Origin of the sequence: Stenotrophomonas sp. Sm10, assembly GCF_030985515.1 — a bacterium.
Lineage (GTDB): Bacteria > Pseudomonadota > Gammaproteobacteria > Xanthomonadales > Xanthomonadaceae > Stenotrophomonas > Stenotrophomonas hibiscicola.
In genome coordinates, this window is the sequence record NZ_JAPTFO010000014.1 from 20,106 (window position 1) to 43,523 (window position 23,418).

The 23,418-nt window shown below is 63.5% G+C and carries 21 protein-coding genes and 1 pseudogene; 17 read left to right on the forward strand and 5 right to left on the reverse strand.

Annotated elements, in window-relative coordinates:
- The first annotated feature begins 17 nt into the window (after positions 1 to 17).
- The 13 genes from O0J15_RS06220 (at position 18) to O0J15_RS06280 (ending at position 15,139) form a co-directional block, all read left to right on the forward strand.
- Positions 18 to 863 carry a CPBP family intramembrane glutamic endopeptidase gene (locus tag O0J15_RS06220; protein WP_155028722.1) on the forward strand — a complete coding sequence of 282 codons (846 nt, stop codon included), beginning with the start codon at positions 18 to 20 and terminating at the stop codon, positions 861 to 863.
- Between the two features lie 71 nt (positions 864 to 934).
- Positions 935 to 1,741 (forward strand): M48 family metallopeptidase, encoded by an 807-nt coding sequence (locus tag O0J15_RS06225; RefSeq protein WP_019658801.1) that lies wholly within the window; start codon positions 935 to 937, stop codon positions 1,739 to 1,741.
- Between the two features lie 132 nt (positions 1,742 to 1,873).
- Complete coding sequence (locus O0J15_RS06230) at positions 1,874 to 3,061, forward strand: lipopolysaccharide assembly protein LapB (protein WP_021204595.1); 1,188 nt, start codon at positions 1,874 to 1,876, stop codon at positions 3,059 to 3,061.
- Between the two features lie 254 nt (positions 3,062 to 3,315).
- Positions 3,316 to 3,873: an energy transducer TonB gene (locus O0J15_RS06235; protein WP_026346893.1), complete on the forward strand. Its 558-nt coding sequence runs from the start codon at positions 3,316 to 3,318 to the stop codon at positions 3,871 to 3,873.
- A 93-nt stretch (positions 3,874 to 3,966) separates the two neighbouring features.
- Entirely contained in the window at positions 3,967 to 4,728 is a 762-nt protein-coding gene (gene exbB / locus O0J15_RS06240) for a TonB-system energizer ExbB (RefSeq protein WP_004132614.1), read from the forward strand.
- Positions 4,729 to 4,790: 62 nt separating this feature from the next.
- A complete protein-coding gene (locus O0J15_RS06245) occupies positions 4,791 to 5,216 on the forward strand; it encodes a biopolymer transporter ExbD (RefSeq protein WP_005411739.1) in 426 nt (141 codons plus the stop codon).
- 3 nt (positions 5,217 to 5,219) lie between these two features.
- Positions 5,220 to 5,633, forward strand: a complete 414-nt coding sequence (locus tag O0J15_RS06250; protein WP_005411740.1) for a biopolymer transporter ExbD — start codon at positions 5,220 to 5,222, stop codon at positions 5,631 to 5,633.
- Between the two features lie 102 nt (positions 5,634 to 5,735).
- Positions 5,736 to 7,196: a cardiolipin synthase gene (cls, locus tag O0J15_RS06255; RefSeq protein WP_308305317.1), complete on the forward strand. Its 1,461-nt coding sequence runs from the start codon at positions 5,736 to 5,738 to the stop codon at positions 7,194 to 7,196.
- Positions 7,197 to 7,236: 40 nt separating this feature from the next.
- Positions 7,237 to 7,506, forward strand: a complete 270-nt coding sequence (locus O0J15_RS06260; protein ID WP_005411742.1) for a hypothetical protein — start codon at positions 7,237 to 7,239, stop codon at positions 7,504 to 7,506.
- A 9-nt stretch (positions 7,507 to 7,515) separates the two neighbouring features.
- Positions 7,516 to 8,259, forward strand: a complete 744-nt coding sequence (locus tag O0J15_RS06265) for a pyridoxine 5'-phosphate synthase (protein WP_111099271.1) — start codon at positions 7,516 to 7,518, stop codon at positions 8,257 to 8,259.
- A gap of 144 nt (positions 8,260 to 8,403) precedes the next feature.
- Positions 8,404 to 9,495 carry a PA0069 family radical SAM protein gene (locus O0J15_RS06270; protein ID WP_308305318.1) on the forward strand — a complete coding sequence of 364 codons (1,092 nt, stop codon included), beginning with the start codon at positions 8,404 to 8,406 and terminating at the stop codon, positions 9,493 to 9,495.
- A gap of 192 nt (positions 9,496 to 9,687) precedes the next feature.
- A complete protein-coding gene (locus O0J15_RS06275; RefSeq protein ID WP_308305319.1) occupies positions 9,688 to 12,903 on the forward strand; it encodes a DUF6531 domain-containing protein in 3,216 nt (1,071 codons plus the stop codon).
- Positions 12,904 to 12,919: 16 nt separating this feature from the next.
- Complete coding sequence (locus O0J15_RS06280) at positions 12,920 to 15,139, forward strand: RHS repeat-associated core domain-containing protein (RefSeq protein ID WP_308305320.1); 2,220 nt, start codon at positions 12,920 to 12,922, stop codon at positions 15,137 to 15,139.
- Between the two features lie 515 nt (positions 15,140 to 15,654).
- Here the strand turns inward: O0J15_RS06280 and O0J15_RS06285 are convergent.
- A pseudogene (locus tag O0J15_RS06285) lies at positions 15,655 to 15,870 on the reverse strand (2OG-Fe(II) oxygenase); the annotation flags it as partial.
- A gap of 78 nt (positions 15,871 to 15,948) precedes the next feature.
- Between O0J15_RS06285 and O0J15_RS06290 the strand changes: the two are divergent.
- Both O0J15_RS06290 and O0J15_RS06295 read left to right on the forward strand, forming a co-directional pair.
- Complete coding sequence (locus O0J15_RS06290) at positions 15,949 to 16,239, forward strand: hypothetical protein (protein WP_134732008.1); 291 nt, start codon at positions 15,949 to 15,951, stop codon at positions 16,237 to 16,239.
- Entirely contained in the window at positions 16,236 to 16,706 is a 471-nt protein-coding gene (locus O0J15_RS06295) for a hypothetical protein (RefSeq protein ID WP_229301581.1), read from the forward strand. The genes O0J15_RS06290 and O0J15_RS06295 overlap by 4 nt, the downstream gene beginning before the upstream one ends.
- A 62-nt stretch (positions 16,707 to 16,768) precedes the next feature.
- Here O0J15_RS06295 and O0J15_RS06300 read toward each other — a convergent pair whose 3' ends face one another.
- The 3 genes from O0J15_RS06300 to O0J15_RS06310 form a co-directional block, all read right to left on the reverse strand.
- Positions 16,769 to 17,479, reverse strand: coding sequence for a 2OG-Fe(II) oxygenase (locus O0J15_RS06300; protein WP_014035427.1), 711 nt, complete (start codon positions 17,477 to 17,479; stop codon positions 16,769 to 16,771).
- Positions 17,480 to 17,587: 108 nt separating this feature from the next.
- Complete coding sequence (locus O0J15_RS06305; protein ID WP_021204612.1) at positions 17,588 to 18,604, reverse strand: class 1 fructose-bisphosphatase; 1,017 nt, start codon at positions 18,602 to 18,604, stop codon at positions 17,588 to 17,590.
- A gap of 340 nt (positions 18,605 to 18,944) precedes the next feature.
- A complete protein-coding gene (locus O0J15_RS06310; protein ID WP_099588736.1) occupies positions 18,945 to 20,147 on the reverse strand; it encodes an amino acid aminotransferase in 1,203 nt (400 codons plus the stop codon).
- Between the two features lie 172 nt (positions 20,148 to 20,319).
- Between O0J15_RS06310 and O0J15_RS06315 the strand changes: the two genes are divergently transcribed.
- The gene (locus tag O0J15_RS06315) at positions 20,320 to 22,410 is read left to right on the forward strand and encodes a TonB-dependent receptor (RefSeq protein ID WP_308305321.1); all 2,091 of its coding nucleotides are present in this window, start codon (positions 20,320 to 20,322) and stop codon (positions 22,408 to 22,410) included.
- Positions 22,411 to 22,490: 80 nt separating this feature from the next.
- Here O0J15_RS06315 and O0J15_RS06320 read toward each other — a convergent pair whose 3' ends face one another.
- The gene (locus tag O0J15_RS06320; protein ID WP_005411772.1) at positions 22,491 to 22,829 is read right to left on the reverse strand and encodes a hypothetical protein; all 339 of its coding nucleotides are present in this window, start codon (positions 22,827 to 22,829) and stop codon (positions 22,491 to 22,493) included.
- A gap of 147 nt (positions 22,830 to 22,976) precedes the next feature.
- Between O0J15_RS06320 and O0J15_RS06325 the strand changes: the two genes are divergently transcribed.
- Complete coding sequence (locus O0J15_RS06325; protein ID WP_021204615.1) at positions 22,977 to 23,375, forward strand: hypothetical protein; 399 nt, start codon at positions 22,977 to 22,979, stop codon at positions 23,373 to 23,375.
- Positions 23,376 to 23,418 lie beyond the last annotated feature (43 nt).

A 23,418-nucleotide genomic window follows, 5' to 3' on the forward strand; every position in this document is an offset into this window, starting at 1 on the left:
TTGAACGCAGGTACCTGATGTCCGCATCCGCCCCGGTTTCCGCTCCGCCCCCGGTTCCGCCGTCTTCTGTCGCGCCGCGTGCGGTTTCGCCGTTGGCGGGGTTCTTCATCGACCTGGGCATCGCCGCTGTCACGTTGTTCGGCCTGAGCCTGATCAGCGGCGTGCTGTGGGGCCTGTACCGTGGCGTGGTGGTCGGTTACGCGACCGCGCAGGCCGGCGCTGGCGCACCCGACGCCAGTTCGGTGGCGGCGTCATTGGGCCAGCCCGGCGCACTTGCGCAGATTCTCATGGCGCTGTTTGCCACCGGCGGCGCCGCGCTGCTGCTGTACTTCTGGCGACGGCCGGCCAACGCCGCCGAACGTCATGCGTCGCGTCAGGCACTGCGCCGCCCCTCCACCTGGGGCTGGACCCTGCTGGTGGCGACCCTGATCGTGCTGGGCAGCAACGGTATCGCCTTCCTGGCCAAGCAGTTCGGCATCGAACCGGTCCCCACCAACCTGGCACTGATGCAGAGCGCGATCGCGCGCTTCCCGTTGTTCCTGATGCTGTTCGCGGTGGTACTGGCACCGGCCTACGAGGAACTGCTGTTCCGCCGCGTGCTGTTTGGACGCCTGTGGAAGGCGGGGCGCCCGTGGCTGGGTATTGTACTGAGCAGCCTTGCTTTCGCCCTGATCCATGAAATCCCTGGCACCAGTGCAAACGGCCCGGCCGAAATCGCACAGCTGTGGCTGGTCTATGGCGGCATGGGCGCCGCGTTCTGCTGGTTGTACCAGCGCACCGGCACGCTCTGGGCCGCGATCACCGCGCACGCCCTGAACAACGGCGTGGCGCTTGCCGCGCTTGTGTTTTTCGGGGCAACGTAACGCCGTGTCCGCTTGACGAAAGATTAAGCCGCTACGCTACACACTGCGCATATGAACACGGGGGTGGACCCATGAAACAACTGCTGCTGGCCCTTGTCATCACCACCCTGGTCAGCGCCTGCGCGACCACGACCTCCCCTACCGGCCGCCGGCAGATGGTGGGCGGTGTGTCGCAGGCACAGCTGGACCAGCTCGGCGCACAGGCGTTCGCCGAAACCAAGCAGAAGGAAAAGATCAGCACCGACGGCCGCCAGAACGGTTATGTGCAGTGCGTGGTCAACGCTCTGGTCGCGCAGCTGCCGCCTCAATACCGTGGCGTACGGTGGGAGACGGCCGTGTTCGTCGACAAGGAGCCCAACGCCTTTGCCCTGCCCGGTGGCAAGGTTGGCGTGAACACCGGCATCTTCACCGTCGCCAAGAACCAGGATCAGCTGGCTGCCGTAATCGGCCATGAAATCGGGCATGTCATTGCCCGTCACCACGAAGAGCGCATCACCCGCCAGATGGGCGCACAGACCGGACTGGCCGTGCTCGGTGCGTTGGCCGGTGCGGCGTACGGTGAAGGTGCCGCCAGCACGGTCAACCAGCTTGGCGGAATGGGCGCGCAGGCGGCCTTCCTGCTGCCCGGCTCGCGCACCCAGGAGAGTGAGGCCGACGTAATCGGCCAGCGACTGATGGCCCAGGCCGGCTTCAACCCGGCGCAGGCGGTCGATTTGTGGCAGAACATGATGGCTGCCAGTGGTGGCCGCAGCCCGCAGTGGCTGTCCACCCACCCTGATCCGGCCAACCGCATCCAGGAACTGCGGCGCGATGCGCCGGGGCTGACGCCGGTCTACCAGCAGGCGCAGGCCGCCGGGCTGCGGCCAAAGTGCGGATGAGTGCGCAGTTCTATGCTGTATTGCAGCACATAAAACGATTTCTCACGCCATCTGTTTCTGATACGTTTGGCGGCTCAGATTTTTCTGACAGTCCGACTTTGCCGCTATCCGGCGGTTCGATCGAGGTGAACGATGATTTTCCGTAACCACAAAGCTGTGCTTTCCGTCCTCGTCGCGACCGCCCTGACCGGCGCCGTGGTCACTGATGCCTTCGCGCAATCCTCGCGTTCCTCCGAGCGTGGCAACCGCGGCGGCAAGCAGGCCAAGGCCGAAGCGCTGTACCCCAACGCGACCCGCCAGGAGCCGACCGTCAAGGCATCGGCCAAGCTGGGCAGCAAGCTTCAGAAAATGATTGACAGCTACAACAAGGAAAAGTTCCCGGAGACGCGCACGCAGGCCGACGCGATCCTGGCTGACAGCGCCGCGAACGAGTATGACAAGTCGCTGGCCGCGCAGCTGGCGTCGCAGGCTGCCTACCAGACCGACGATACCCCGGCTGCCATTGCCTACCTGAAGCAGGTCCTGCAGTTCAACGGCCTGGACAACAACGGCCACTTCCAGTCCATGCTGATGCTGGGCCAGTTGCAGCTGCAGGAAGACCAGACCGCCGAAGGCCTGGCGACCCTGGACAAGTACTTCGCCGAGAGCAAGTCGACCAAGCCGGAAGAGCTGATCGCCAAGGGCCAGGCGCTGTACCAGCTGGAGCGCTACCAGGAAGCGATCCCGGTGCTGAAGCAGGCCATCGCCGGTGCCACCGAACCGAAGGACAACTGGAACCAGCTGCTGATGGCGGCCCTCGCCGAAGCCGGCCAGTCCGGCGAAGCGGTGAAGGAAGCCGAGGCTCTGGCCGCCAAGAACCCGAACGACAAGAAGGCCCAGCTGAATCTGGCCAGCATGTACATGCAGGCCGACCAGATGGAAAAGGCCGCCGCGGTGATGGACAAGCTGCGCAGCAGCGGCCAGCTCACCGAAGAGCGCGAGTACAAGCAGCTGTACTCGATCTATGCCAACACCGAACACAAGGAAAAGGACGTCATCGCGGTCATCAACGAAGGGTTGCAGAAGGGCATCCTGAAGCCGGATTACCAGGTCTACCTGGCGCTGGCCCAGTCCTACTACTACTCCGACCAGGTGCCGCAGGCGATCGATGCGTGGCAGAAGGCTGCCCCGCTGTCCAAGGACGGTGAGACCTACCTGAACCTGGCACGCGTCCTGCATGCCGAAGGTCGTATCCCGGAGGCCAAGCAGGCCGCCCAGCAGGCGCTGGCGAAGGGTGTGAAGAACCAGGCTGATGCCAAGAAAATCATCAACCTGAAGTAAGTAGGAATAACGCCTGAATGCCTGCACAGTTGATGCGCAGGCGCTCAGGATTGGTATAAGCTTGGAGGTTCCTGCGGTGTCATGCACCGCTGATCAGGGATTCCGCCCCCGGCATCCCGGCCCCACTATTGAGCTCTTGGCGCATGACGGAACAACTAGTCGTTCACCGGTACGAACAACCCGATGACAAGGGGCTGAGCTGGCCTCGCATCGTCGGCATCGCGTTTGTAATTGCCCTGCATCTGGCCGCCTTCATGATGCTCCTCATTCCCGCCGTGGCTCCCAAGGCCGTTGCGGAGAAGGAGCGCAACGTCATGGTGACCATCGTCGACGCACCGCCGCCGCCGCCCCCGCCGCCGCCGCCGCCGCCGCCGACGGATACTCCACCGCCGCCGGTGAAGAATCTGTCGCCGCCGAAGCCGTCGCCGGTCCCGCCGCCGCCGCAGGCGCCGGTCGTGGACGTGCCGGAGCCGCGCCCGAACGACATCGTCACCCCGCCGTCGCCGCCGGCACCGCCGGCACCGCCGACCTCGATCGAGGCCAGCGTGGACATCTCGTCGAAGGCCATGAATCCGCCGCGCTACCCGCCGGCAGCCTTCCGCGCGGGTATCCAGGGCGAAGTGATCCTGATCATTGATGTCGATGCCAGCGGCAACGTCACCAATGTCACGGTGGAAAAGTCCAGCCGTAACCGCGACCTGGACCGTGCTGCGATGGAAGCGGCTCGCAAGTGGCGCTTCAACGCCGCTGAAGCAGGCGGTAAGAAGACGGCAGGTCGCGTTCGCGTTCCGGTCAACTTTGCGCTGAACTGATGCGCCCGGGTGGCCGCCGGCCACCCCCGCTCCCGGTTCGATTGTTTAGCTTAGCTACACCCTTTATCACCACACACAACAAAGGTAAGCGTCATGCTGCAGGAAATTTTCATCGCCGCTGCTGCCGGGGGCAATCCGTCCAACGCCCTGTCGCAGATGGGCTTCGAGCACCTGATCCACGAAATGACCACCAAGCCGGGTGATTTCGCGGTTTCCTGGGTCGTGCTGCTGACCCTGGTCGTCATGTCGGCCATGTCCTGGTACTGGACCGTCATCAACATCTTCCGTGCTACCCGCCTGAAGAGCGCCGCCGATCGCGTCGTCAGCCTGTTCTGGGACACCCCGAACGCGCAGGACGCCATCCGTGCGATGGAAGAACAGCCGGCTTCCGAGCCGTTCTCGAAGATCGCCCTGGACGCTGCCCAGGCGGCTGCCCACCACCAGCGCGCTGAAGGCGGCGCCACCGGCGGCGTGGGTGAGAACCTGAGCCGTTCGGAGTTCGTCGACCGCGCCCTGCGTCAGGCCGTGACCCGCGAAAGCAACAAGCTGCAGTCGGGCATGACCCTGCTGGCCACCGTCGGTGCAACCGCTCCGTTCGTCGGTCTGCTGGGTACCGTGTGGGGCATCTACGGCGCGCTGATCAAGATCGGTGCCACCGGCTCCGCTTCGATCGACGCCGTTGCCGGCCCGGTGGGTGAAGCGCTGATCATGACCGCGATCGGTCTGTTCGTCGCGATCCCGGCCGTGTTCGCCTTCAACTTCTTCAGCAAGATCAACAGCGCGACCATCAGCAAGTTCGATACCTTCGCGCACGACCTGCACGACTTCTTCGCCACCGGCTCGCGCGTCCGCTGATTGCGGCGCGCGTCACCCAGCGACGAACGTAAGTAGTCACCAAGATCTAGACGGAGCCCGTTATGGCTTTCAGTAGTGGTAACAGCGGCGGCCCCATGGCCGACATCAACGTTACGCCCCTCGTGGACGTGATGCTGGTGCTGCTGATCATCTTCATCATCACGGCGCCCCTGATGTCCCACAAGGTCAAGGTGGATCTGCCGGAAGCCAACCTGATCCAGAAGCCGGAAGACGCTGAAAAGCGTTCCGGACCGATCACCCTGGCAGTCAAGGAAGACGGCTCGATCTACTGGAACGACGAAGAAATCAACAAGCAGACTCTCGAGTCGCGCTTGGCCACCGCCGCCCAGCAGACCCCGCAGCCGCCGCTGAACCTGCGTGGTGACCGCACCACCAAGATGCGTGTCATCAACGACCTGACCAAGGTCGCGCAGGAGCAGGGCATGCTTGACGTCGGCTTCGTCGCGACCAAAGAAAAGGGGCAATAAGCCATGGCATTCAGTAGTGGTGGTGGCAAGGGCCCCATGGCAGACATCAACGTCACGCCCCTCGTGGACGTGATGCTGGTTCTGCTGATCATCTTCATCGTGACCGCGCCGATCATGACGTACCCGATCGCCGTGGACCTGCCGCAGCGCGTGCTCAACCCACCGCCGCAGCTGGTCGAACCGCCGCCGCCGATCGAACTGAAGATCGACGCCAGCAACCAGGTCTCGTGGAACAACAGCCCGATCAATACCAGTGAGCTGCAGCAGCGGATGGAGCAGGAGGTCCAGCGTGACCCGACCAACCAGCCGGAACTGCGCATCGACGCCAGCCCGGATTCCGAGTACGACGTGATGGCCAAGGTTCTGGCCGCTGCGAAGAACGCTCAGATGAAGAAGATCGGTTTTGTGCAGCAGTAATCGCTACACCGCAACACAACAGTCATGACGCGACTGCAGACGCCCCTGGAGACAGGGGCGTTTTTTTTTATGCCTGCCGGCCTGGACCGCTATGATCGGCGGATGCTCGCCCTCTTCGACTCCCTGCGTCATTGGCTCGACGGCATCGCCCACCTTGGCTCGATCCTGGCGGTGGCCTACCTGCTGTACCTGCTCGCGCTGACCGGCTGGATCATGCTGCAGAAGCGTGAGCCGGTCGCCACGCTGAGCTGGATCCTGTCGTTGGCGCTGCTGCCCTACCTCGGCTTGTTCATCTACTACCTGCTGGGCCCGCAGAAGGTGAAGCGGCAGCGTCTGCGCCGTGGCCGCGCGCGGTCGGGCATGGAGCACTACAGCGACGTCTGCCCACCCGACGCCGACTGCACCGAGCTGGCCAAGATCGCCCAGGCCACGACCGGGCTTGCGCCGAGCAGCGCCACCGAAGTGACATGGCTGGTGGACGGCGCGGCGACCTACGCGGCGCTGCTTGAGGCCGTCGCACAGGCACGCGACCACGTGCATCTGGAGTACTACATCTTCAACCCGGACCATGCCGGCACCGCCCTGCGTGACGCGCTGGTGGAACGCGCACAGGCCGGCGTGCAGGTTCGCCTGCTGCTCGACGCCGTGGGCTCTTCCGCCCTGCCCCGCCGCTTCCTGCAGCCGCTGCTCGACGCCGGTGGCGAAGCGATCTGGTTCCACCCACGACAGCTGCTGAAGCCGTTCAAGCGCCCTTGGTTGAACCTGCGTACCCATCGCAAGCTGGTGATCGTCGACGGCCGGCTGGCGTTCACCGGTGGCATCAACATCACCGACGACGAGGATGAAAGCCGCAGGGCGGATGCCTACCGCGACCTGCACATGCGCATCCGCGGCCACGTGGTGCGCAGCCTGCAGCTGGTATTTGCCGAGGACTGGCTCTACGCCAGCGGGCAGGATCACTCGCGCATGGACATCGCCCGCCTGTGGCCAGCCGACATGCCGCTGCGCGGTGACGGTGCGATCAACGCCCAGGTGCTGGTCTCCGGCCCGGACTCGGGCTGGGAAACGATCCATCGCCTGCATGTGGCGGCGATCCAGGAAGCGCACGAGCGCGTGTGGCTGGTCACACCGTATTTCGTGCCGGGTGAAGCGGCGCGGATGGCGCTGACCTCGGCTGCACTCGGCGGCCTGGATGTGCGCTTGCTGGTACCGAAGATGAGCGATTCCTGGTTCGTGACCCAGGCCGCCCGCTCCTACTTCGATGAACTGTTGCACGCAGGGGTGAAGATCTACGAGTACGGCCCGCGCATGCTGCATACCAAGGCTTTCATCGCCGACGACGATGTCTGCATCGTTGGCAGCGCCAACTTCGACCACCGCAGCTTCCGCCTGAACTTCGAGCTGTCGATGATGATCAGCGACCGTGACCGCGTCGCCGCTCTGGCCGGGCTGCTGCAGGGGGAGTTCGACCGCGCCACCCGCGTGCACGACCAGGCCGGCCGTTCGCTGTGGCTGCACCGCCTGCCCGAGGCCTTCGCCCGGCTGGCCTCGCCGCTGCTCTGACGCAGCGCTACACTGCGGCGATCATCCGGGGAGCCCGACTATGTACTGGTTGTACCTGCTGCTGGCGCTGGGCTGTTTCGCCTTCGCCCTGAAGACCCCCAGCGCCGCATTGATGACCCTGTGCCTGCTGGCCGCCCTCGCCTTCCTGCTGGCCTGGGTACGCGGACGCTATGTGGCCCGCTTCGGCGACCTTCAGCGGGACCCTGCCACCCTTGTCGATGCCGAGGAGCTGCGCCGCCTGCGCGAGCAGGCCCAGGCCCGCCGCAATGTCGACGCCAACGACCACGATCCGTCCCCACTTTCCAAGTAGTTCCGTTCCATGACCCAGCTCAGCGTCAACGTCAACAAGATCGCCGTCCTGCGCAATTCGCGCGGCGGCGCCGAACCGGACGTGGTGCGTGCCGCCCAGGCCTGCCTGGATGCCGGTGCACATGGCATCACCGTGCACCCGCGGCCGGACCGCCGCCACATCACCGCCGAGGACGTGTTGGCGCTGTCCACGTTGACCCGTGCGCGTGGCGTGGAATTCAACATCGAAGGCAATCCATTCGCGCCGCCGCGCGAGGGCTACCCAGGCCTGCTGCCGCTGTGCGCGCAGACCTGCCCGGCGCAGGCGACGCTGGTGCCGGATGGCGATGGACAGATCACCTCCGACCATGGCTTCGACTTCGAGCGGGATGCCGAGCGGCTGCGACCACTGGTGGCCGAACTGAAGGCGATGGGCTGCCGGGTCAGCCTGTTCGTCGATGCTGGCAACCCACTGCTGGAGCAGGCGGCCGAAGTCGGTGCAGATCGTGTCGAGCTGTATACCGGCCCCTACGCCGAAGCGCACGCGGCTGGCGACGCTGCGGCGATGCTGGAACTGTTCGCCACTGCGGCGCGGCGGGCGCAGGCGGTGGGCTTGGGCGTCAACGCCGGCCACGACCTGTCGCAGGACAACCTGCGCGATTTCCTGGCCCACGTGCCGGACGTGCTGGAGGTGTCGATCGGCCATGCGCTGATCGGCGAGGCGCTGTATGACGGGCTGGATGCAACCGTGCGCGGGTACTTGGCGCTGCTTTGATGTATTGCAGTCGAGCGTAGGCTCGGCTCTACAAAAGGTATCCGTATCCACTGTAGAGCCGAGCCCACGCTCGGCTCAGACTTGCCCTGAACCCTTCAGGCAGCCGTCGCAGCCATTGAGACGGCTGCGGCGTAATCTGCCGCAATGGGTATCGCGATCAAGGGCCGAGGTTCCACGTCCCACCTTGCCGGGCGCTTTGAAAGCACCGTCAGCGAGGCGGTGGACGACGGCTGGGCGGCCGACGAGAGCGAAGAATTCCTCGCCCCGCGCCTGCGCACCGAAGTACGCGCCGAAACCGCGCGCACCATCATCACCCGCAACAATTCACCGGACGTGGGATTCAGCCAGTCGGTGAATCCGTATCGCGGTTGCGAGCATGGATGTTCCTACTGCTTCGCGCGCCCCTCGCACGCCTATCTGAACCTGTCGCCGGGCCTGGACTTCGAAACCAAGCTGTTCGCCAAGACCAATGCGCCGCAGTTGCTGCGCAAGGAACTGTCGAAACCGGGCTACGTGCCGCAGCCGATCGCCCTGGGCATCAACACCGACGCGTACCAGCCGATCGAACGCAAGTTCAAACTCACCCGCCAGCTGATCGAGGTGATGCTGGAAACCAAGCATCCGTTCTCGCTGATCACCAAGAACGCGCTGGTCGAGCGCGATATCGATCTGCTTGCACCGTTGGCCGCGGAGAACCTGGTCAGCGTGCATTTCTCGGTGACTTCGCTGGACCCGCATCTTTCCGCAAAGCTGGAACCGCGCGCATCCGCACCGCATGCACGACTGCGCGCGATGAAGCGCCTGCATGAAGCGGGCATTCCGGTCGGGGTGATGGTGGCGCCGGTAATTCCGTGGATCAACGACAGCGAGCTGGAAGCCGTGCTGGAGGCCGCACACGATGCAGGTGCGAGCACTGCCGGCTACGTGCTGCTGCGCCTGCCGCTGGAAGTGGCGCCGCTGTTCCGGGACTGGCTCGATACGCACCATCCCGATCGCGCCGCGCATGTGATGAGCACCATCCAGCAGCTGCGCGGCGGCAAGGACTACGACAGCCAGTTCGGCACACGCATGCGCGGCCAGGGCGTGTATGCGGAGCTATTGAGCAACCGCTTCAAGCTGGCGCGCAAGCGTCTGGGTCTCAATGCGCAGAACAGCCATTGGCCGAAGCTGGATTGCAGCCGGTTCGTGAAGCCGTTGCCGCCGAAGAAGGATTCGCCGCAGGGTTCGCTCTTCTGAGGCGTGTACGTCTGCTGGCGAATGCATCAGCGATTCGTCGCGCTGTGCTGTACCCAGCTCATTGATGGGCAATGCACGAAAAGCATTAGGTGCCTCCATTGCACCGTTACAGCGTGCTGTCATAGACTCGTTACAAACATGAATTCCCGATGACTGAATGAGTCGGTCTCGGATGAGGAGCTAGGCAAGCGCATGACGCACGTTGCAACGCGGAACACCCTGCAGTCCCGTCTTCTTCTTCTGCCGCTGCTTTGCCTGCCGATGGCATTGGCAACCGCGGCAAACACTCTCGAAACCGTTCAGGTCACCGCCAAACGCCCTGCTGGAGGTAGCGGTGTAGGTGGTTTTGGATTTGGCGGCGGCAGTGGTGTCCACCTGTCCGAGTCTCAAATGGACAATGGCGGCGGCGGTGCAATTCCGACCGAAACCGCGAAGGAGCAGCCGACCGATGACAAAGAGAAGGATTGCAACGGCCGCAAGGGTAATCCTGTCGTTCTCTACAGCGGCAACAAGGTCGAACCAGAACTTGATTTCGCCAGCCAGGGCGAAATGGGCCTGTTCCTGCAGCGCAACTACAATCACTACTGGAGCGCGACCGGGCTGTTCGGCAATCACTGGCTGAGCAACTTCGACTATTCGCTCGCATTCACCGATGCAAATCAGCTGGCGTGGGTGCAACGGCCCGACGGTCGTCGCATCAAGTACCTCAAGGATCCGGCCAGCGGTCGCTGGTATGAGGACAAGGCCCAGCCCATCGCGTACCTGTCCGCGAACGGCAATGGCACGTTTACGCTTCGAAACGAAAACAACGGTACGGAGACCTACAACGCCGAGGGCTATATCACCCGACTCAGCAATGAGCAGGACGTGAGCTGGACGTTCTCCTATGCTGACCGTTACTTGCAGAAGGTGACGCACTCCTCGGGACGCAGCGTCAGCTTTGGCTGGGCCAACGGACAGGTCAGCCAGGTGACCGATCCGGCCGGCAACATCTATCGCTACACCTATACCCCCAATGTGTTCGGGAACGGACGTGGGCGGCTCGCCAGCACGACGCTGCCTGGCACACCTGCAACGACGATCAGTTACCACTACGAAGATGCCCGCTTCCCGGGTGCCCTGACTGGCAAGTCTTTTAATGGCGTGCGCTATTCCACGTTTGCGTACGACGCGGAGCGCCGCGCCATCAGCACAGAGCACAATGGTGGCATTGAACGGTTCCGCTTCAGTTACGCCGTACGCAGCACCGAACCGGTGCTGCCGCCCCCCGCTCCGACTCGACCCGGGGGTCTCCGCGCCGATGAGGAGCGTGGATGGTGCGAACAGCGCACCGGAGGCACACGCATCTGCTATCAGCCGCGCTCACTGCCTGTTGGCTCGCTGCCGATGGAGAGCGCACTCGGTATGACCGCCGCCGCTGCGCCGAGCCTTACGCGGCCCGTCGATATCGATGTCACCGTGATCAACCCTCTTGGCCGCAGCACCACCTACACGTTCAAGGACGGAAAGATGGTGTCGACCAAGGGTGATCCGTCGCCGAACTGCCCTGCCAGCTACAAGGAGCAGAGCTACGACGCCAATGGGTACCCTGATCTGGTCCATGATTTCCAGGACAATCTGACCAACTTGGACTACAGCGCACAGGGCTACTTGCTGAAGCGGGTGGAAGCGGTCGGCAGCTCGGCCGAACGTACGACGTTGCAGGAGTGGGATACCGCGCGTAACCGACTGCTCAAGACGACAGTGGTGGGGGATCTCGAAGTCGCCTACACCTATGACGATCGCGGAAACGTGGCCAGCGTAACCGAGCGCAATCTGACGGCACGTGGGGTGCTAAGCCAGACGCGGGTCACCCGCACAACCTATACCTATCATGCCAATGGTCTGAAGGCCTCGGTCAAGGTCGACGGCCCTCTTGCGCAGGATGACGTCACCTCCGTCTTTAATAGTCAGGGCGATCTGACCAGTGTCACCAACGCGCTTGGTCATACGATCAGCTATTCCAACTACAACGGACTGGGGCTGCCGGGGCGCATCGTCAACGCGAACGGTGGTGTGCGAGAGTTGACGTATGACGGCCGTGGCCGCGTTGTGTCCGACAGAACCAGTTCGGGAACTGGCTGGGCGACGACCGCCATTGGCTACACCGCTGCAGGTGACATCGCCTCGCTTACCCAGCCTGATGGCGTGACAGTCCGCTACGGCTACGATGCAGGGCGCCGCCTGACGCAGGAAGTCCGTTCAATGGGGGACGGCAAGTGGGCGTGGACCCGTCATAGCTACAACAACGCTTCCAATCGCACGCGCACTGAGGTTTCACAAACCGACTATCCGATGGATTCGATGGTGAGCGGCGTGATTGACGAAATCACTCATGATGCGCAGTGGAACTGGTTCGTGCGTGGCTGGGCCTGTTCCACTGGCTCGGCTGGGTCAATCCAGGTGGACGGTTACGCCGACGGCAACGTCTACCTGGGTAGCACACAAGCAAACCTTGCCAGCGAGCCAGGAGTTGCAGCGGCTTGCCAAGCATCAGGGAGTGCCTATAGGTATCAGTTGCCGATATCGCTAGCCCAGAGGCAGCAGTTCGGCGGCCGCAAGTTCTCCGTCTACGGCCAATCTCCGCAGGGCCGCGGCCAAGACCGACCGCTCGCGAACTCAGGCGTGTTTGCGATTCCAACGGCAAACATCGTTGGTGACATCGGCGGCGTGACCCAGGACGGCAACTGGAACTTCTTCATTGAAGGCTGGGCCTGCTCAGTTGGCGTGGATGCCTCGATCGACGTACACGTCTATGCCGGCGGGGCAGCTGGCGGCGGCACATTCGTCGCTTCGGGCCGCGCCAACCTGGCGACCGACGGAAACGTTGCCAACGCGTGCCAGGCACGCGGAAGTGCCTATTGGTTCAAGATCCCTCTTGACGGCAACGTAAGATCGAATCACGGGGGCAAAGCACTATACGTGCACGGTATCTCGCCTGTTGGCGGTCCGAACCTGACCATCAATCGCTCAGGTGCTTTCACCGTACCTGCTGTGGTGCGTAGCGCCGAGCTGGTTTCCGCTTCAACCTCGGCGCCTCATATCTTCAATGGCCAGTCATCCAGCGTGACATTCCAGTTCCGGAACACTGGCAACGTCATCTGGAATCCAAGCGATACCTATATGGTCCTGAGGACGTTGCGGACCACCGAGGCCATCGGGCTTTCGTCTCCGGTCGCACCAAGCGCTGTAGCCACATTCACCGTGATCGTCTCGCCCGTGAACACCGGCAGTGGGGTTGCGCAATTCGGGTATATGGGCCAGTTGGCATCTGGGCCCACCGCTTGGGGGCCGCAGGCACAGGTGACGGTAAGGGCGGAAAACGACAAGGGTAGCTGCAACCCGAAGTTCTGCGAAGAGCCACGCTAAGGAAGGCCCAAAAGACATGTCCGCAATTGCCTTGGCCATGATGGGGCTAAATACCATCGTCTCTTCCGTGAACTATCAGTACGACGAGTTGGGGCGTGTGACATCCGAGAGCACTGAGCAGGGAAGAAGCATAAGGTACGTCTACGACGCGGAGGGACGCGTCACCCAAGTGACCGATTCGCAGAATCGCGTCACCCGTATGAGTTACGATCCGCGTGGACGCCTGATCAAATCAATCGACGCCGCCGGGGGCACGACCCAGATTGCCTACGACCTGGCAGATCGCCCGATCCGTGTGAGCGATCCCCGCAATCTCGTTACCACCTACGAATTCGATGGTTTCGGCCAGATGTGGAAACAGGTGAGTCCGGATACGGGAACGACACAGCACCAGTACGATGCTGCAGGTCTGCGGACATCGACGGCGCGGGCCGATGGCAGCGTCGTCTCCTTCGGCTACGACGGTCTGGGACGAATGACTTCTGCGAGCGCAGAAGGCCGAACGATGGGTTATAGCTACGATTGGTGCGGCAACGGTAAAGGTCAGCTGTGCGGCACTTCAGGGCCCGGAACCGCCACCCATTTTGCGTATACACCGAACGGACAGCTGCAGATACGGCGCGACTTCACCGATCTGTCTGGTCAGAAGACGGACTACAGCACCACCTATGGATACGACGGCATCAATCGCCTGAGCCAGATCACCTATCCCAACGGTGACAAGGCGACCTACACATATGGCTCCCAAGGAAAACCAAGTGCGTTGATGGCGACGGTCGACGGGACTCAACGCTCAATCATCTCCCAGGCCAACTGGAAGGTCACGGGAGCGCATGAGTGGCTGGCCTACGGCAACGGGCTTGCCCGGGGCTACAACCACGATCAGGAGGGGCGGCTCACCGCAATGTCGGTCTGGGGACCCAATGGCAGCAAGGTCAGCTATTGGGACTATCAGTACAGCGGCGATGGCGAAATCACCGCCATTGTCGACGCTGTCGACCCGAACATGACCCAGTTGATCGGCTACGACGCGTTGAGTCGTATGACCAAGCTGACCCGCTTCGGTGTCATCAACAATCTTTCCTACGATGCCGGCGGCAATCACGACCGCTATCAGGCAGGAAATCAGCTGACCCAGTACAGCATCGACCCGGGGAGCAACCGGGTGCTGAACTACACCAACCAGGACGGCAGCCGTCAGTACCAGTACGACGCATTGGGAAATCGTATCAGCGAGACCGCAGGCAGCCGGATCAGCACCTATGAGTACAATGCATTCAATCGCATGAGCCGCAGCAACATCGGTGGCACTGCGACTGATTACGTGCTCAATGCGCAGGGGCAGCGCGTTGCAAAGATCAACCAGAACACCAACAGTCGCTACTTCTACGTTGGCCAAAACCAGCTTATGACCGAGCTGAACAATGGCGTGTGGACCAACTATTTCTGGTTCGAAGGTGAACTGGTGGGTTTGGCTCGCAGCGGGCAGCACAATTATGTGCATACCGATCATCTTGGACGCCCGGAGTTCGTCACCAGCCCGAGCCAGCAGACCGTCTGGAAGGCGTACAACTACGCCTATGGGCGCAGTGTCCAGAAGGATGAGATTGGCGGGTTGAACATTGGCTTCCCGGGCCAGTACTACGATGTGGAAAGCGGCCTCTGGTACAACGGCTTCCGCGACTATGACGCGAGCATTGGCCGGTATGTGCAGAGTGATCCGATTGGATTGGCAGGGGGAACCAATACCTATGCATATGTAGGCGGAAACCCCATTTCCTTCACGGATCCTTATGGACTCTGTGGAATCAACTACCTTGACCTTGCTATTGGAATTGCTGACTTCCATATCGGAAGAGTTGAACTCGCCGGTGGTGCCGCCACTGCAATCATAGGTGCCGGATTTGGGTCAGAAGAAGCAATGGCTGCAGGCGCGTTGGCCGGAGGTCTTGGGTGGGCAACCATGTATGATGGCGCAGCTGGTGTCTGGGGTGCCTTTGACGGAAAGAAGCGTGACCCTGCGTTACAAGAGGTTGGTGGAGCTCTTCTGGGATACCACGGAGCTAAGGCGGGGAGAATCATCTCTGACTGGACGACCATTCGCGGTGGATTCAAAGGTCTGAGGAGCGTCATGCGAGGTAAAGCGACTCTGCAAGGAGCCTATGACGCCGCAAAAGCCGGGAAAGAGATGGTAGATAGCCAGTCGTCCGGCACCGATCCGTGCGATTGCAAGTGAGAGAATGATGAAGATTCTACTTTGGGCACCTGTAGTTATATTTTCTTTGCTGTCATTGAGAGCAGTAGCTTTCGTCGTGTACCAAGGGATAAATGGATCCCCCTTCGAGGAGGAGGAGATCATAGTTGCTGGGATCGGATTGATCTGTGGTTGGATCGCCTGGGTTATGTACAAGACCTTGATCAGACCATGGAGGAAGCCGAAGTCCTAGTATTGAGCTGGAGATCGTGAGTCACCCAGTCGCCGGATGGACCTTTCGCGCAGCCCGTTGCGCTGGGCTACCGTTCAGCGCAACGGACGAAAGGCGACCGATAGCGCGCATCGTAAACAAGAGATCACTGGTCAATTGTCTCTGTACCTTGCCATGGCTATCTTGATCGGACTGAAGGCCACTCTTCTATCTTCAGTTCAACTTTCAACTCGAAATCTGCGTCGAGAAGGTCAGTGCCTGGCAACATAGCAACGACGATTTCTGACTGTTCTTTGGACCCACGAAATACTTGGGTTAGCCCCCCCTATCCCCCAGACAACTTCTGCGCACTCTGGAACAGGATCCAGCTGGTGGCGATGAACTTGTCGTCGCCCTGCGGCCGGTTGCCACGATGGGCGTGGGTGAACGCGATCGGGGCGATCAACAAACTGCCGATGCGAAGTACGATCTTCCGCCCCTGGAACAGGAACTCGGTCTCGCCTTCGTCAATGTCGTCGTTGAGGTACAGCGTCCACAAGAGGAGCGTTCAGCATCATGGATGCGAACCATATCCGCCTACTGGTTCAAGTCGATGCTTCCGGATCCATGAGCGCATGAAATGAAGATCATCTACTGGCTGGGCATCGCGTTCCTGTGGATGCTCCCATTGAACTTTCTTCTACTGACAGCGGCCAAATTGCTGTCAGCGGATCCGCTAGGCAGCGAAGAGCTGGTCGGCCTCGGCATGGCCGTATTTGGTGGGGCAGCGGGAGGGATCCTGTATCGCCGTCGTCCTCGCAAGCCCCTCGCTCCGTCGAGCATCCATGATCCGGTGCACGGGGCAAAGACGACTGAAGCCTTGCGGGATTCAAGTTGCGACGAACAACGACAGTCGGGGAATGGGCCTTGAAAAAGGTACCGTTGCGCCATCTGCTCCTGTGCACTGTCATTGCGGCCCTGACAAGCGGTACTTATCTTTCAATGTTTGGATCCATCGGACGTGGCGATTGGACCGGAAAGCCTACAGAAGCAGAACTGCGCGCTGCCACCGATACCTTTGAACTCCCTTCAGGGGTCCATCCCACGAACGTTACGTTCTTACCGAAGGTCACGTTCCTGGGGGCCGTCTTCGACGCTGAACTCGAATCTGATCCAGAGCAGATCGCCGCTTTCTTCATCAAACAAGCCGCAGAGAAGCGGTGGCGACTGCAGAAAGACAAACGGCAGCGCCATTACCGATTGATGGTCTTCTGCGAGGATCGCCTGGCGCGCTCGGTAGAGCTGACGACAAGAGGCAGTACGGTGAAGCTCTATGGAGGAACCTACTGGGACTCGGACAGGGGCGGCGACTACTACTGCTCTCCTGAGGCCCGGTAAACCACCGACGGCATAACGAACTTGCCTGGATATCGGCTCCAATCGGGAGAAGTACGATGACCTCACCCTCCCCCAAACAACTTCTGCGCACTCTGGAACAGGATCCAACTCGTCGCGATGAACTTGTCCCCGCCCTGCGGGCGATTGCCACGATGGGTATGAGTGAACGCCGTCGGCGCAATCAGCAGGCTGCCGGTGCGTGGTGCGATCTTCCGCCCCTGGAACAGGAACTCGGTCTCGCCTTCGTCAAAGTCGTCGTTGAGGTACAGCGTCCACAGCACGTGCCGGTGCAGAGTCTCGGCCTGCGCATCCTTCGGGTACAGTTCGCAGTGCCAGTACGGGTAACCGCCCTCGCCCGCCGCATACCACTGCAGGTTGATCGCACCCGGGCGCAGGCAGGTGCGGGCCAGATCGGCCAGCTGCTGCGGCGGCATGTCGGGGAAGTCCTCGGCAGACAGGCGTCGCGGTTGGCCGTTGCTGTCCTGGATCTGCAACATCAGCGGGGCGATCAATGCCTGTGGATAACGGCGTAGATAAGTCAGCAGGCCATTGAACACCGCGATCTGCAGCTGCTGGTCGACATCCTGCCAGCCGTCCAGGCCACTGATACGCAGATCCTTGCTGTGCTTGAGTTCCGGGAACACGCCACTGCCCACGGCACCGGGCTGCAGGCCACGCGTGGCGCGCAGGCGTTCAACGATGGCCGCGCAGACCTCGCTGGGGACGGCGTTGTGGATGACTTCGATGAAATCGACCGGGCCCTGCTCGTGCATGCGTGCATTCCTTAGGCGGCAACGGCTTGATGGTGCCGTTTGCCGCCCTTGGTGTCACCCCACGGTCATGTCATCGATCTGCCATGAAAGCCGTCAGGCAACCGCCGATCAGCCCTGTGCGTCGTCGTGCGCGTGGTGGTAGCGCACGGCTTCGGCCACTTCCTCGCGCGAACCCAGGAACACCGGCACGCGCTGGTGCAGGTGGTCGGGCTGGATGTCGAGGATGCGCTCACGGCCCGTCGAGGCGGCACCGCCGGCCTGTTCGACCAGCAGGCCCATCGGGTTGGCCTCGTACATCAGGCGCAGCTTGCCGGCCTTGGACGGATCCTTCTTGTCCCACGGGTAGATGAAGATGCCCCCGCGGGTCAGGATGCGATGCACGTCGGCCACCATGCTGGCGATCCAGCGCATGTTGAAGTTCTTGCCGCGCGCGCCTTCCTTGCCCGCCAGCAGGTCGCTGACGTAGGCCTGCATCGGCGCTTCCCAGTGACGCTGGTTGGACATGTTGATGGCGAATTCCTGGGTGGCCGCCGGAATCTGCATGTTCTCGGTGGTCAGCACGAACTCGCCCTTCTCGCGGTCCAGAGTGAAGGCGTGGGTGCCATGGCCGACGGTCAGCACCAGCTGGGTGCTGGGCCCGTAGATGCAGTAGCCAGCGGCGATCTGCTTGCTGCCCGGCTGCAGGAAGGCGTCATCGCCCGGCAGTTCGACATTGGTCGGGCAACGCAGCACCGAGAAGATGGTGCCGACGGAGACGTTGACGTCGATGTTGGAGCTGCCATCGAGGGGGTCGAACAGCAGCAGGAAATCACCGCGCGGATAGATGTCCGGCACCGGCTGGCTGTGGTCCATTTCCTCCGAGGCGCAGGCGGCGAGGTGGCCACCCCAGGCGTTGGCTTCAAGCAGGATCTCGTTGCTGATGACGTCCAGCTTCTTCTGCGCTTCACCCTGCACGTTGCCGGTACCGGCATCGCCGAGCACGCCACCGAGGGCGCCCTTGCTGACGGCGATGGAGATGCTGGTGCAGGCGCGGGCCACCACGGCGATCAGCTGGCGCAGGTCGGCATTGATGCGGCCGGCGTGCTGTTCCTGGATCAGGAAGCGGGTCAACGAAGTACGGGACATGGGCGGGCAGGTCTCGGCAGCGGGAAAACGCCTATTGTCGCCCGTATGGCGGGGGCGTGCGTGAGCGCGGGAAGGCGTAATCGTTTCCAGATGCGTTGCGCTCGTGGCGCCTTCCTTTTGTCGAGGCTCGCGGGAGGGGAAGGCGATGCAGGACACGCTGCAAGTACGTCCCTGTAAGCTCGATGGCGCCATCCATGGCGCCAACGGTCCTGCATCGCCTCCCCCTCCCGCGAGCGTCAGGGTTCCCCGCGAGCGCGGTGGGGATGGCAAAGGCAAGAGCAGGAGCAAAAAACAAAGGCGCCTTTCGGCGCCTTTGTCCTCAAGCCACTGGAGCGTTGCTTCAGCCCTTGGCGACGGTGGCCACGGCCTTGGCGACGTATTCCAGGTTGTTCTGGTTCAGCGCGGCCACGCAGATGCGACCGGTGCCGACGGCGTAGATGCCGAACTCGTCGCGCAGGCGCTCGACCTGCTCACGGCTCAAGCCGGAGTAGGAGAACATGCCGGCCTGCTCGTTGATGAAGCCGAACTGCGGGGCACCTGCAGCGGCCAGCTTCTCGACCAGGCCCTGGCGCAGGGCATGGATGCGCTCGCGCATCTCGGTCAGCTCCTGCTCCCACATCGCGCGCAGTTCCGGGTTCGTCAGCACGCCGGCCACCAGCGCAGCACCGTGGGTGGATGGGCTGGAGTAGATGGTGCGGATCACGCGCTTGACCTGCGACTGCACGGCCTTGGCGTCAGCGGCGGTCGGCGCCACCATCGACAGCGCACCCACGCGCTCGCCATACAGCGAGAACGACTTGGAGTACGAGTTGGCGACGATGAAGCTGTCGATGCCGGCTTCGGCGATGATGCGCACTGCTGCGCCGTCCTGCTCGATGCCCTTGTCGAAGCCCTGGTAGGCCATGTCAATGAAGGGGAACAGCTGCTTGTCCTTCAGCAGCTGTGCGACCTGCTTCCACTGGGTGACCGTGAGGTCGGCACCGGTGGGGTTGTGGCAGCAGGCGTGCAGCAGCACCACGGTGCCGGCTTCCAGCTTGCCCAGGTCCGCCAGCAGGCCGTCGAAGTTGACGCCGTGGGTGGTCGGATCGAAGTAGGTGTAATCCAGCACCTCGAAGCCGGCCGCGCTGAACACGGCGCGGTGGTTCTCCCAGCTCGGGTTGCTCAGCGCAACGGTGGCGTGCGGCAGCAGCTTCTTCAGCACGTCGGCGCCGACGCGCAGCGCACCGCTGCCACCAACGGTCTGTGCGGTGGTGACGCGGCCGGCGGCCAGCAGCGGCGAGTCCTTGCCGAACACCAGCTCACGCGTGGCCTGCGTGTACGCCGGCAGGCCATCGATCGGCAGGTAGCCGCGCGGTTTGGCTTCAGCGGCGAGCTGCTGCTCGATCTGCTTGACGGCGCGCAGCAGCGGAATGCGGCCGCTCTCGTCGTAGTAGATGCCCACACCCAGGTTGACCTTGGTCGGGCGGCTGTCGGCGTTGTACGCCTCGGTCAGGCCCAGGATCGGGTCGCCTGGGACCAGTTCCACGTTTGCAAAGAAGGACACGGCGGTACTCGTTCGGTAGACGGAAAGGGGGAGGAAGTGCGCTACGCGGTCTGCGGCGTTTCGGCCGGAAACAGCCCATCGTAACAAAGCCTGCCGGGGGCTGGCCGCCGCCATCGTCATCCACGGCCCCGTACCATGGCGTGCGTTGCCGCCCGACCCATCAACCTGAATCATGAAAACTGCCGCACGCCGCCGTAGCCTGCCGCTTTCCGCCCTGCTGCTGTCGCCCTGGGTGGTGATGGCCGCGCCTGCGCCCACCGCCCTGCCGGCGGTGCAGGTACAGGCTGCACGGGTGCCGGGCATCGACCCGTTCGCGCTGCCGGCCAGCCAGGACACGGTCTGGATCGATGCCAGCCGCGCTGGCACCGGCGCGCAGCTGTCCGAAGCGCTGGCTGGGGTACCCGGTCTGCTGGCGCGCGACCGGCAGAACTTCGCCCAGGACACCCAGCTGTCGATCCGTGGCTTCGGCGCGCGTTCGACCTTCGGGGTGCGCGGGGTACGGGTGTTGATCGACGGGGTCCCTGCAACCATGCCCGATGGCCAAGGCCAGCTGTCACATGCCAGCCTGCTTGGTGCCGAACGCATCGAGGTGCTGCGTGGGCCGTTTTCCGCGCTCTACGGCAATTCCTCCGGTGGCGTGCTGCAGGTCTGGAGCGAACAGGGCCAGGCCGGCGACCCGTGGCGGTTGCGGCTCAGCGCCGGTGCCGACAACACGCTGAGCGTCGGTGCACAGCTGAAGGGGGCCGGCCAAGTACTGGACTACAACATCGCCGCCAATCACTTCCGCACCGATGGCTGGCGCGATCACAGCCAGGCACGCCGTGAATCGCTCAACGCGCGCATCGGGGGCGAGCTGGGCGGCGGGCGGCTGGAGCTGTTGCTCAATGCGCTTGATGCACCGGATGCGCAGGACCCGCTGGGCCTGACCCGTGCCCAGGTGGCGGCTGACCCGCGCCAGGCCACGGCAGTCGCGCACCAGTACAACACCCGCAAATCGGTGCGCCAGCAGCAGGCCGGCCTGCGCTGGACACGTGAAACCGGGCCGCAGCGCTGGCAGCTGATGGGCTATGCCGGCCAGCGCGCGGTACGCCAATACCTGCCGATCCCACCGACCGCCCAGGCCAACCCCCTGCATGCCGGTGGGGTGATCGATCTGGAGGGCGGCTACGGCGGGTTGGACGCGCGCTGGGGCTGGCAGGGTGACCTTGCCGGCCGGCCGCTGGACCTGGTGGCCGGGCTCAGCGCCGACCGCCAGCGCCAGCATCGCACCGGCCATGAGAACTTCCTCGGCAGCGCCCTGGGCGTGCGTGGACGGCTGCGTCGTGACCAGATCGACGTCGTGCAGAACGTGGACCAGTTCGCCCAGGCCTGGTGGCAATGGAGCCCGCGCTGGTCGTTGCTGGCCGGCCTGCGCCACAGCACCGTGCGTTTCAACTCGGACGATCGCTACATCACCGCCCGCAACCCGGATGACAGTGGTCACCGGCGCTACCAGGCGACCACGCCGGCGGCCGGGATCAGCTTCGAAGCGAGCCCGCAGTGGCGGCTGCACGCGGCGGTGGGACGTGGCTTCGAAACGCCTACCTTCAACGAACTGGGCTATCGCGCCGACGGCCAGGCGGGATTGGCGCTGGATCTGGCGGCCGCCCGCAGCCGCAATCTGGAGATTGGAAGCAAGTGGCACGCGCAAGGCGGAGCCCAGCTCGATGTCAGCGTATTCCGCGCAGATACCAACGATGAGCTGGCAGTTGCCAGCAATATCGGCGGGCGCAGCACCTATCGCAACATCGGCCGCACCCGCCGCCAGGGCATGGAACTGCAGTACCAGCAGCCGCTGGGCGAACAGCTGGAACTGCAGCTGGCATGGACCTGGCTGCAGGCTCAGGTGCGCTCGCCCTACCTGACCTCGAACACCTTGGTCGCCGCAGGCAGCCGCCTGCCCGGCGTGCCCCGCCAACAGGCCTTCGCACGCCTGCAGTGGAGCCCGGCTGAGTGGCAGTGGGCGCTGGAGGCCTCGGCCAGCAGCGATACCGTGGTAAATGACGTGGCCACCGAGCGCGCGCCGGGCTACGCCCTGCTGCACCTGGAAGCCGGCCGTCGATGGACGCTGCCGGGCGGTGAGCTGCGCGCCTTCGCCCGGCTGGAGAACGTGCTGGACCAAGCCTACATCGGCTCGGTGATCGTCAATGACGGCAACGGGCGCTTCTATGAGCCGGGACCGGGACGGCGAGCCAACGTCGGCCTGCAGTGGTCGTGGCGCTGAGTTGGTAGTGCCGGCCGCTGGCCGGCATCGCTTTGTGTAGGGCAGCCGAGACGTTGCCGGCCAGCGGCCGGCACTACCGGTCAGTCGGGGGCCTTGGCCGGCACGAACGGCGAGGTCGGGTCGCTGGCCGGGAACGTCTCCTCCAGCGCCTCGTCCTGGTTGTCGCTGGCGCGCTGCTTGCGCTCGCGGCGCTTGAGCGGGCTCTCCTGGCCACCACGGTGACGGTCACCGCCATCCTTGCGGTCCTGGGCCGCCTGTTCAGCCTCGTGCTTCACCGGCAGGTGGTCGTGCTCGGCATCGAAGAACGGCGCGCCGGTGCCGCGGTAGTCGGCGTTGTCGGCATCGCGCTTGCCGCGCTGCTCGCCGGGAATGGGCGGGTGGTTCTCCCGCAGCGGGTCTCGCGAGGTCTCTCGGCTCATGGTCTGGTACCTGCCCTTGGGGGGATTCCACTACACCGCCCCGCAGGTAAAGCCGTTGCGAACCTGGCGTCATGAACATCTCGCTCACCCCCCGGTAACGGCACCGCGCGTATTCCTGCCCACCCGCCCCCGCTGCAGGAGCCGGCCATGCCCCGTCTTGAACGACCCGCACCGTCCGTGTTCAACGCCCTGCTCGATCCACTCGGCCAGCGCACTGCCCAGCGCCGCACGCGCCGCCAGGAAGATCCGCAGGCGGTGGCGCAGGACTACCTGCAGTACATGATCAGCGACTACGAGGAGAGGCGTGGCCAAAGCCACCGCAACTGGCGCGATCTGTGCCCGGTATATGCCTTCGCGCTGACGACCCATGCCGCGGATTGGCCACGCGGTGATGCTGCCGATACCTGCGAGGAACTGGCCGAGCATTGGGAACAGATGCGCGGGCAGTCGCGGCTGGGCTGGTCGCAGGCACGCCCGGTCGTGGAGGACGCCTGGCGCGCGCTGGACCATATTCCGGCAGCGGCGGTGAGGCCGTTGCTGCAGTAGTGGCGGGCACTTGAAGCAGCCGAGCGCGGGCTCGGCTCTACAG